General features: G+C 67.2%; 12 protein-coding genes and 1 other RNA gene. 3 read left to right on the forward strand and 10 right to left on the reverse strand.

The window, feature by feature from the left end:
• Positions 1-4: 4 nt before the first annotated feature.
• A complete protein-coding gene (gene hemL / locus ARC23_RS13205) occupies positions 5-1,294 on the reverse strand; it encodes a glutamate-1-semialdehyde 2,1-aminomutase (RefSeq protein WP_057497620.1) in 1,290 nt (429 codons plus the stop codon).
• A 16-nt stretch (positions 1,295-1,310) separates the two neighbouring features.
• Entirely contained in the window at positions 1,311-1,937 is a 627-nt protein-coding gene (gene thiE / locus ARC23_RS13210) for a thiamine phosphate synthase (protein ID WP_057497621.1), read from the reverse strand.
• Positions 1,938-1,971: 34 nt separating this feature from the next.
• On the opposite strand from thiE, the gene ARC23_RS13215 reads away from it, so the two are divergent.
• Positions 1,972-2,196 (forward strand): rubredoxin, encoded by a 225-nt coding sequence (locus ARC23_RS13215; RefSeq protein WP_057497622.1) that lies wholly within the window; start codon positions 1,972-1,974, stop codon positions 2,194-2,196.
• A gap of 47 nt (positions 2,197-2,243) precedes the next feature.
• On the opposite strand, the gene ARC23_RS13220 is transcribed toward ARC23_RS13215, so the two are convergent.
• The 8 genes from ARC23_RS13220 to ARC23_RS13250 form a co-directional block, all read right to left on the reverse strand.
• A complete protein-coding gene (locus tag ARC23_RS13220) occupies positions 2,244-3,089 on the reverse strand; it encodes a SirB1 family protein (protein ID WP_057497623.1) in 846 nt (281 codons plus the stop codon).
• Between the two features lie 141 nt (positions 3,090-3,230).
• Entirely contained in the window at positions 3,231-3,674 is a 444-nt protein-coding gene (locus ARC23_RS13225) for a DUF192 domain-containing protein (RefSeq protein WP_057497624.1), read from the reverse strand.
• 21 nt (positions 3,675-3,695) lie between these two features.
• The gene (gene rpiA / locus ARC23_RS13230) at positions 3,696-4,343 is read right to left on the reverse strand and encodes a ribose-5-phosphate isomerase RpiA (protein ID WP_057497625.1); all 648 of its coding nucleotides are present in this window, start codon (positions 4,341-4,343) and stop codon (positions 3,696-3,698) included.
• A 23-nt stretch (positions 4,344-4,366) separates the two neighbouring features.
• A complete protein-coding gene (locus ARC23_RS13235) occupies positions 4,367-4,846 on the reverse strand; it encodes an EVE domain-containing protein (protein ID WP_057497626.1) in 480 nt (159 codons plus the stop codon).
• The gene (locus ARC23_RS13240) at positions 4,843-5,436 is read right to left on the reverse strand and encodes a 5-formyltetrahydrofolate cyclo-ligase (RefSeq protein ID WP_057497627.1); all 594 of its coding nucleotides are present in this window, start codon (positions 5,434-5,436) and stop codon (positions 4,843-4,845) included. The genes ARC23_RS13235 and ARC23_RS13240 overlap by 4 nt, the downstream gene beginning before the upstream one ends.
• Positions 5,437-5,519: 83 nt before the next feature.
• Positions 5,520-5,705: non-coding RNA, 6S RNA (gene ssrS, locus ARC23_RS20515), on the reverse strand.
• Positions 5,706-5,858: 153 nt separating this feature from the next.
• Positions 5,859-6,155, reverse strand: coding sequence for a cell division protein ZapA (locus ARC23_RS13245; protein WP_049440490.1), 297 nt, complete (start codon positions 6,153-6,155; stop codon positions 5,859-5,861).
• On the reverse strand, positions 6,152-6,373 hold the full coding sequence (locus ARC23_RS13250) for a TIGR02449 family protein (protein WP_005410898.1): 222 nt from the start codon (positions 6,371-6,373) through the stop codon (positions 6,152-6,154). Before ARC23_RS13250 ends, ARC23_RS13245 begins: the two co-directional genes overlap by 4 nt.
• A 153-nt stretch (positions 6,374-6,526) precedes the next feature.
• Between ARC23_RS13250 and ARC23_RS13255 the strand changes: the two genes are divergently transcribed.
• Positions 6,527-7,075, forward strand: a complete 549-nt coding sequence (locus ARC23_RS13255; protein ID WP_057497628.1) for a YecA/YgfB family protein — start codon at positions 6,527-6,529, stop codon at positions 7,073-7,075.
• 5 nt (positions 7,076-7,080) lie between these two features.
• A complete protein-coding gene (locus ARC23_RS13260) occupies positions 7,081-8,403 on the forward strand; it encodes an aminopeptidase P N-terminal domain-containing protein (protein ID WP_152985269.1) in 1,323 nt (440 codons plus the stop codon).
• Positions 8,404-8,760 lie beyond the last annotated feature (357 nt).

Here is an 8,760-nt window from a genome sequence, read left to right on the forward strand (position 1 = left end):
GGGCTCAGCCCTTGGCGGCCCGGAACGCCACGCGTGCAGCGGCCAGCGTCGCTTCGATCACCGCATCGTCGTGGGCGCTGGACAGGAAGCCGGCCTCATAGGCCGACGGTGCCAGGAACACGCCCTGGTCGAGCATCGCGTGGAAAAAGCGGTTGAACGCCGGGATGTCACAGGCGGTGGCCTGCGCATAGGTCTCGACCTTCTCGCTGGTGAAGAACAGTCCGAACATCGCGCCCACGCGGGTGGTGGTCACTGCCACGCCGGCGTCGGCGGCGGCCGCCTCCAGGCCCGCACACAGGCGCGCGGTGCGCTCGGCCAGATCGGCGTGGAAGCCCGGTTGCTGGATCAGCTCCAGCATCGCCAGGCCGGCCGCCATGGCCACCGGATTGCCGCTCAGCGTGCCGGCCTGATAGATCGGGCCGGCCGGCGCAATCTGCTGCATCAGCTCACGACGGCCACCGTAGGCACCCACCGGCATGCCGCCGCCGATGATCTTGCCGAAGGTGGTCAGGTCCGGGGTGATGCCGTAGTGCGCCTGCGCACCCCCGAGGGCGACGCGGAAGCCGGTCATTACCTCGTCGAAGATCAGCAGGGCACCCTGCTTCGTGCACAGGTCGCGCAGGTGCTGCAGGTAGCCCTCGCGCGGCGGGATGCAATTGGCATTGCCGACCACCGGTTCGATGATCAGGCCGGCGATGTCGTCACCCTGCTGTTCGAACAGGGCGGTGGCCGCTTCGAAGTCGTTGTAGGGCAGGGTCAGGGTCAGTTCGCTCAGGCCGGCCGGAACGCCCGGCGAGGTCGGCACGCCCAGGGTCAGCATGCCGCTGCCGGCCTTGACCAGGAACGAGTCGCCGTGCCCGTGGTAGCAGCCTTCGAACTTGACGATGCGGTTGCGGCCGGTGGCACCACGCGCCAGGCGGATTGCCGACAGGGTGGCTTCGGTGCCCGAATTGACCATGCGTACCATTTCGCACGATGGCACCAGCCGGGTGATGGTCTCGGCCATGGTCACTTCGGCTGCGCACGGCGCACCGAAGGACAGGCCGTTGTCGATCGCGCGCTTCACCGCCTGGCGCACGGCCGGGTGGTTGTGGCCGACGATCATCGGGCCCCACGAGCCCACATAGTCGATGTAGCGGTTGCCGTCCACGTCGTACAGGTAGGCGCCGTCGGCGCGCTCGACGAAGAACGGTTCACCGCCCACCGACTTGAACGCGCGCACCGGCGAATTGACGCCGCCTGGCAGCAGCTGCTGGGCGCGGGAGAACAGGGCGTGGGACTGGTCGTGGTTCATGGGGCTTTCCTGGGCATTACGCGAACTGGGCGAGGAAGGCGCGCTGGGTCGCGACCGGGTCCGGTGCGGCGTAGATGCCGCTGACCACGGCCACCAGTTCGGCGCCGGCATCGATGATGGGACCGACATTGTCCGGCGTCAGCCCGCCAATCGCCACCCGCGGCACGCCCAGTGCGGCGCTTTGCCGCAGCAGGTCGGTGTGGGCGCGGCTGCTGGTGACCTTGGTGATGGTCGGGAAGAAGGCGCCGAAGGCCACGTAGCTGGCACCGGCGGCCACGGCCTTTTCGGCATTGGCCAGCTGGTCGTAGCAGGAGGCGCCGATGATGGCGCCGGGCCCGAGCAGCGCGCGCGCGCTGGGAATGTCACCGTCGGTGCCGCCCAGATGCACGCCGGCGGCGCCCACGGCCTTGGCCAGCACCGGATCGTCGTTGACGATCAGCGGCACGCCGTGGGCGGCGCACAGGCCTTGCAGGGCCGTCGCCTGTTCCTGCCGCAGGGCATCGCTGGCGGTCTTGTTGCGGTACTGCAGCCAGGTGGCACCCGCGGCCAGCAGCGGCGCGGTGCGGGCCAGCAGGCGTGCGGTATCGGGCTCATCCGGGGTGATCAGGTAGACGCCGCGGGGCGTCGGGGAAGCAGAAGTCATCGATGGCTACCGGTGGGTGGGCCGCGATGGGACAATGGCGGCCCGTGAATCCAGCCCCGATTATCCGATGAGCGATGCCACCCCCACCACCTTGCGTACCTGGATGTGCGTGGTCTGCGGCTTTCTTTACCGCGAAGCGGACGGCCTGCCGGAAGAGGGCATCGCGCCGGGCACGCGCTGGGAGGACATCCCCGAGACCTGGACCTGCCCGGATTGTGGCGTGAGCAAGGCCGATTTCGAGATGGTTGAGGTCGATTGACCGGACCTTCCGGTGGGTGTGGACCGTGGGTCCACACACCGCCAGCCTCAATGCAGCCGCGGCATCGGCCCGCCGAGGTCGATCAGCTTCTCGCGCAGCCACTGCGCGTCGCTGGCCTCGGGATTGTGCTTGAGGTACTGCCCCAGGTCGTGGCAGGCGCCGGCCAGGTACTCCAGCTGCAGGTAGGCCAGGCCGCGGTCGCGCAGCGCGTCGTGCTGGTCGGGGGCCAGCTTCAACAGGCGGTCGGCACTGCGTGCGGCGCGGTCCCATTCTCCCGCTTCGGCATAGACGCCGTGCAGGTTGCGCAGCATGCGCATCAGGATCGCGCGCGCGGGGGCCGGGTCGAGAATCTGCGCCAGCACCTGGTCGTCGGGCATCTGCCCGCCCAGGTGTGACTTGGCCCGCTCACGCAGTTCGTCCACATCCAGTGGGCGGCCACCGTTGAACGGGTCCATCACCAGCACGCCGTCGTCCACCGGCAGGCGCACCAGGAAATGGCCGGGGAAGGACACGCCGTCGAGCGGGATCCCCAGCCGTCGCGACACTTCCATCTGCACCAGCGCCAGCGAGATCGGGTTGCCCAGGCGCCGCTCGAACACCTGGTTGAGATAGCTGTTGCGCGGGTCGTAGTACTCGTCGTGGTCGCCGCTGTAGCCCAGTTCGTCGAACAGGTGGCGGTTGATCGCCGCCATCTTCAACGGGCTGTTGTCGATGCTCTCCACTTCCGAGCGGAGATGGTCGACATGGCTCTGGATCAGCGCGTCGTAGGTGGACGGCTGCAGATCGGGGTATTCGTCGCGCGCGATCAGCAGCGCGGTCGGCAACAGCGGCAGCGCCTCGTCTTCGAGGTCGGCCAGTGCATCCCAGTCGGGGAGTGTGATCCGGTCCTGCATGACCACAGACTGGCGTCATTCGCAGACGGTTTCAAGCAGTGTCGCGTGAAAAATTCAGGGGTCAGATCCCTTTCGCGTGCGAAAGGGATCTGACCCCTGCAGGGTCGCCGGCCAGCCGGGCGCAGCCCGGCAGAACCCTTGTTACTCGATGCCCGGACCGAATTTCAGTTCCGTGCCGTCCTTGAGCTTGAGCTTCTCGGCCTGGCCGGCGTTGAGTTCCAGAACGTACCGCGCCGGGCCGCCGCTGGGGTAGGGCGGGCACATGTCACCGGCCGAGCACGGGGGCACGTCGCGCTGCTGGCTCACCAGCCTGCGCTCGTTGTCGAAGTACAGGATGTCCAGCGCGATCCTGGTGTTCTTCATCCAGTACGCCTGCATTTCCTCGCGGTCGTGGATGAACAGCATGCCGTGGTCGGCCGCCATCTGGTCGCGGAACATCAGCCCGCGCGCGCGGGTCTCGTCATTGGTAGCCAGCTCGACGTGGTAGCGGGCGCCATCGAGCTCGACCCAGTGGCGGGCCGCATCGGTGGCGCAGCCGGCCAGCGCCAGCAATGGAAGCATCAGCAGCGAACGCAACAGCGACATCGTCAGGATCCTTCAGAAGGGTCAGAGCACGATCGGCGGTTCGCCGCCGACGATCACCACATCGGCGCGACGGCGCGCGAACAGGCCCACGCAGACCACGCCGGGCAGCTGGTTGAGCTCACGCTCCAGCTTTTCCGGATCGGTGATCTGCAGGTTGTGGATGTCCAGGATCTGGTTGCCGTTGTCGGTGACCACGCCTTCGCGCCAGGTCGGCTGGCCGCCGGTCATGTCGCGGATCTGGCGGGCGACCAGGCTGCGCGCCATCGGGATCACTTCCACCGGCAGCGGGAATTTGCCGAGCACCGGCACCTGCTTGCTCGGGTCGACGATGCAGATGAAGCGCTCGCTGGCCTCGGCGATGATCTTCTCGCGGGTCAGCGCGGCGCCACCGCCCTTGATCAGGCACTTGTTCGGATCGCACTCATCAGCGCCGTCCACGTACAGCGACAGGTTGCCGCTGTGGTTCAGCTCGATCACTTCGATACCGTGCTGCTTCAGCCGCGCGGTGCTCTGCTCGGAGCTGGACACGGCACCCTTGATGCGGTGCTGGATGCGGGCCAGGGCATCGATGAAATAGGCCACGGTGGAACCGGTGCCGACACCGACGATCATGCCGTCTTCAACGTACTCGATGGCTTTCTCGGCGGCCAGGCGCTTGGCTTCGGACATGGGAAGAACTCTCAGGCAGGGAATCAGGATTTCTTTTCCAGTGACAGCAGCAGCTTCCACTGTGCGGCGGTCACCGGGAACACCGACAGGCGGTTGCCCTTGGCAACCAGCGGGAAGCCTTCGCCGAGCTCGTCGGCGTGCAGCTTGATCTCGTCCAGCGCGATCACCTGCTTGAGCTTGCGGTCGAAGGCCACGTCCACCAGCATCCAGCGCGGGTTCTCGCGCGTGCTCTTGGGGTCGTGGTAGTCGGATGTTGGATCGAACTGGGTGTCGTCCGGATAGGCCGGGCTGGCCACCGTGGCCACGCCGACGATGCCCGGCACCTTGGTATTGGAGTGGTAGAACAGGATGCCGTCGCCGACCTGCATGCCATCGCGCATGAAGTTGCGCGCCTGGTAGTTGCGCACCCCGTTCCAGGGTTCGACCTTGACCTTGGCCAGGTCGTCGATGGAGAAGGCGTCCGGTTCGGACTTCATCAGCCAGTAGCGCTTGCGGGCGGTCATGCGTTCACGGGGGCAGCGGAGGGGAGCAGGGTGCCGTCTTCGGTGCAGATCGCATCCACCGGCACGTCCCACGACGCCACCGGCAAGGACTCGACCTGCTGCACCGCGAACGCAGCACCGACCAGCCAGGGCGGCGCCGGCCGGTCGTGGCGGAAGGCGAAGCTGCGATCATACCAGCCACCCCCCATGCCCAGCCGCCTGCACTGCGTGTCGAAGCCCACCAGCGGGGTCACCACCAGCGCCATCTGCGCCGGTTCCAGCGTGTCTTCCAGCGCCACATCGGGTTCGGGAATGCCGTAGCGGTTGCTGGTCAGCGGCTGCCCGGGCCGCCACGGCGCGAAGCGCAGCACGTCGCCGGCCAGCACCGGCAGGCAGTAGGTGAGGCCTTCGGGCAGTTGCAGCTGCCAGCGGTGCAGGGCGATTTCGCCATCCAGCGCCCAGTAGCCGGCCACGGCACCGGTGCGCGGGGCGAACGGCAGGGCGAGCAGGGCCTCGGCAAGCGATTCGGCGGCGGCGATGCGCGCAGCGGCGGAAAGGTCGCGGCGGCGTTGCCGCAGGTCGTGGCGCAGGGCCTGGCGCGGGTCGGTCATGGCAGCGTGCGGCAAGGAACAGCCGCCATTGTGCCGCAAAGAACAAGGGCGACGCCCGAAGACGCCGCCCTTGCTGGAATATTGCATTCTCCGCAATGTCGATGCATGCGAAACGACCTTGAACCCGGGGGCTCAAGTGGGAACGCTGGAGAACCATCGGGCTTCCCGCTACAAGGCGGACCTGCACTCCCGGCGCTGTCGCGCTCCCGGTGTCGTTCTTAAGGGACAAGGCGAATGTTTGCACATGCCGTCGAGTACCGCAGAGAACGCGTGGCCATTATAGCCAGCGCGCCGGATCTGGAAAGGCCGTTCGTCGGCAACAGTCCGTGCCAATTCAGATATGCGAAAAGGGGACGGAGGGGATTAAGACGTTTCCGGCACGGGAGGGGCGAATGCGCCTTAATTCCCTCCGTCCCCTTTTTCTAGGGGGTGCCGTCGATCGCACGGTCCAGGCGCCGGTTCAGGTCGGCCAGGGTCTGCTGCAGGGCGACCGCCTGGCGGGCGTTCTCGTCGCGCAGCAGCTGCAGTTCGTGAGCCAGGTTCAACGCCGCCAGTACGGCGACGCGATCGACCGCGGCCATGCGGTTGCTGCCACGGATCTCGCGCATGCGCGCATCGAGCAGGCGCGCGGCGGCCATCAGGCTGTCGCGTTCATCGCTGCCGACGCCCACCGTGTATTCACGATCGAGGATGCGGACACTGACCGGTTCGGCGCTCATGTGTGCTGCTCCAGGGATTTGAGCCGGCTGATCATTGCTTCCACCCGCGAGCGCGCCTGCTCATTCTTGGCCAGCAGCGTGGAACGCTCGGCCACCAGCTGTTCCTGCTGGTGGCGCAGGCTGCGATTCTCCTCGGCCAGGCGCTGGTTGCGTTCGAGCAACGCTTCCACGCGGGCGGCGAAGTCCTGCAGCTGGGCGAGGGGATCGGCGGGTTCCATGCGGGCACGATAGGCAAGCGGGGTGAGGGCGGTCAAGCGCTGTCGCAGCAAGGCTGGACGGCCACAGGGAGGATGCCGCCGGGTTGCTACACTACCGGGTCTGACGGGCGCGCGCGTGCGCGCTCCGGGTTTCCTTTCCGAACGAGCCGCACGATGACCGAACTTCCCTCCGTCGACGACGTTTCCCGCGCCAGCCAGGAACTGGGCCTGGGCGCCACTGCTGCCGAGCTGCACGGCGCACTGTGTGGCTGGCTGGCCGCCGGTGGTGCCCCCGGCAATGACTGGCCGGCGCGTGTGCTGGCTGACGACAACCTGCCGCCGGTGGCCGCTGACAGCGTGCTGGGGCGGCTGCTGCAGGCCACCATCAAGCAGCTGGAGGACCGCGATTTCGCCTTTGAGCTGCTGCTGACCGACAACGATGACGTGTCCGCGCAGGCCGATGCCATGTTCAGCTGGACCCGCTCGTTCCTCGGTGGCTTTGGCCTGGGCAGTGGCGGCAATCGCCCGGCCCTGTCTGAAGAGGGCGAGGAAGCGCTGACCGACATGGCCAGCCTGGCGCGTGCCTCCAGCGAGGATTTCGAGGCCGGTGGCGAAGATGACGACGAAGCGCTGTCGGAGATCGAGGAATTCATCCGCGTGGCGGTGCTGCTGCTGCACGGCGACGTGGTGCTGGCCTCGCGCCATCGCCAGCGCCTGAACTGATGGATATCAAGCAGCGCACCGGCATTGCGGCCGGCGAATACAAGCGTCGCCGCCGCCAGCTGATGGACATGGCCGGCGAGGATGCGATCCTGGTGCTGCCTGCCGCGGCCGAGAAGGTGCGCAGCCTGGATACCCATTATCCGTACCGGCAGGATTCGGACTTCCAGTACCTGAGCGGCTTCCCGGAGCCGGAAGCGGTGCTGGTGCTGATCCCGGGCCGCCGTCATGGCGAGGCCATCCTGTTCTGCCGCGAGCGCGATGCCGAGCGCGAGGCCTGGGACGGCAGCCGTGCCGGCCAGGAGGGCGCGGTGGCGCAGTACGGCATGGACGATGCCTACCCGATCGACGATCTGGACGACATCCTGCCGGGCCTGCTGGAGGGCCGTTCGCGGGTCTACTACCACTTCGGCCGCGATGCCGACTTCGACCTGAAGCTGATCGGCTGGGTCAACCGCGTGCGTTCGCAGGTGCGCCACGGTGCGCAGCCGCCGCACGAGTTCCTGGAACTGGGCCACCTGCTGCACGAGCAGCGCCTGTTCAAGTCCGGTGCGGAAGTGGCACTGATGCACCACGCCGCGCAGATCAGCGTGCGCGCGCATCTGGCGGCAATGAAGGCGGCGAAGGCGGGCATCCACGAATACGAACTGCAGGCCGAGCTGGAGCGCGTGTTCCGCGCCAACGATGCGGTACCCGCGTACTGCAGCATCGTCGGCGCCGGCCGCAACGCTTGCATCCTGCATTACCGCGACAACAACGCACGTTCGCGTGATGGCGAACTGGTGCTGATCGATGCCGGTGCCGAGTACCGTGGCTACGCCAGCGACATCACCCGAACCTTCCCGGTGAACGGCCGTTTCAATGCCGAGCAGCGCGCGCTGCACGACCTGGTCGGCGATGCGCAGGCTGCGGCGCTGGCCCAGGCCAAGCCGGGCGTGCCGTACGAGGCCGGCCACCTCGCCGCGGTGCAGACCCTGACCGAAGGTCTGCTGCGGCTGGGCCTGCTGAAGGGCACGCTGGAAAAGAACCTGTCCGAAGGCCTGTACCAGCGCTTCTACCGGCACAAGACCGGGCACTGGATCGGCATGGACGTGCACGACGTGGGCGACTACCGCCTGGCCGGTGACTCGCGTCTTCTGGAGCCGGGCATGGCCTTCACCATCGAGCCGGGGCTGTACATCGGCGTGGACGACACCACGGTGGAACCGCGCTGGCGCGGTATCGGCATCCGCACCGAGGATGACGTGCTGATCACCGATGACGGCCATCGCGTGCTGACCGAAGGCCTGGCGCGCAGCGCCGACGAGATCGAAGCGGTGATGGCGGGGTAAGGGGGTTCGGCAGGGCTTGCAGCCCTGCACCTGCTACACGCCAGAGCAACAGCAACAGCGGGCTATCCGTGGGATGGCGGGGCACTGCCGGTTTGCGGGGACGCCGTAAACCCGTCCATGGGGGCTTGGTCGCGGCATCCATGCCGCTCACACCCCGCAAACCCACAGTACCCCGCCTTCGACAGGTTCACGCGGCTGTTGGTAGGTGTCGACCTTGGTCGACACATCTGTGAGATATCGAATGAAATTCCGGGGTCAGATCCGTTTTCCTTCGGCAAACGGATCTGATACAGCGCGCTGTGCCAACAGATCGCACAAACATGTCGAAGGCGGGGAGGCTCGGGTGGCGGGAGTGAC

Origin of the sequence: Stenotrophomonas beteli (genome assembly GCF_001431665.1) — a bacterium.
Taxonomy (GTDB): Bacteria; Pseudomonadota; Gammaproteobacteria; order Xanthomonadales; family Xanthomonadaceae; genus Stenotrophomonas; species Stenotrophomonas beteli.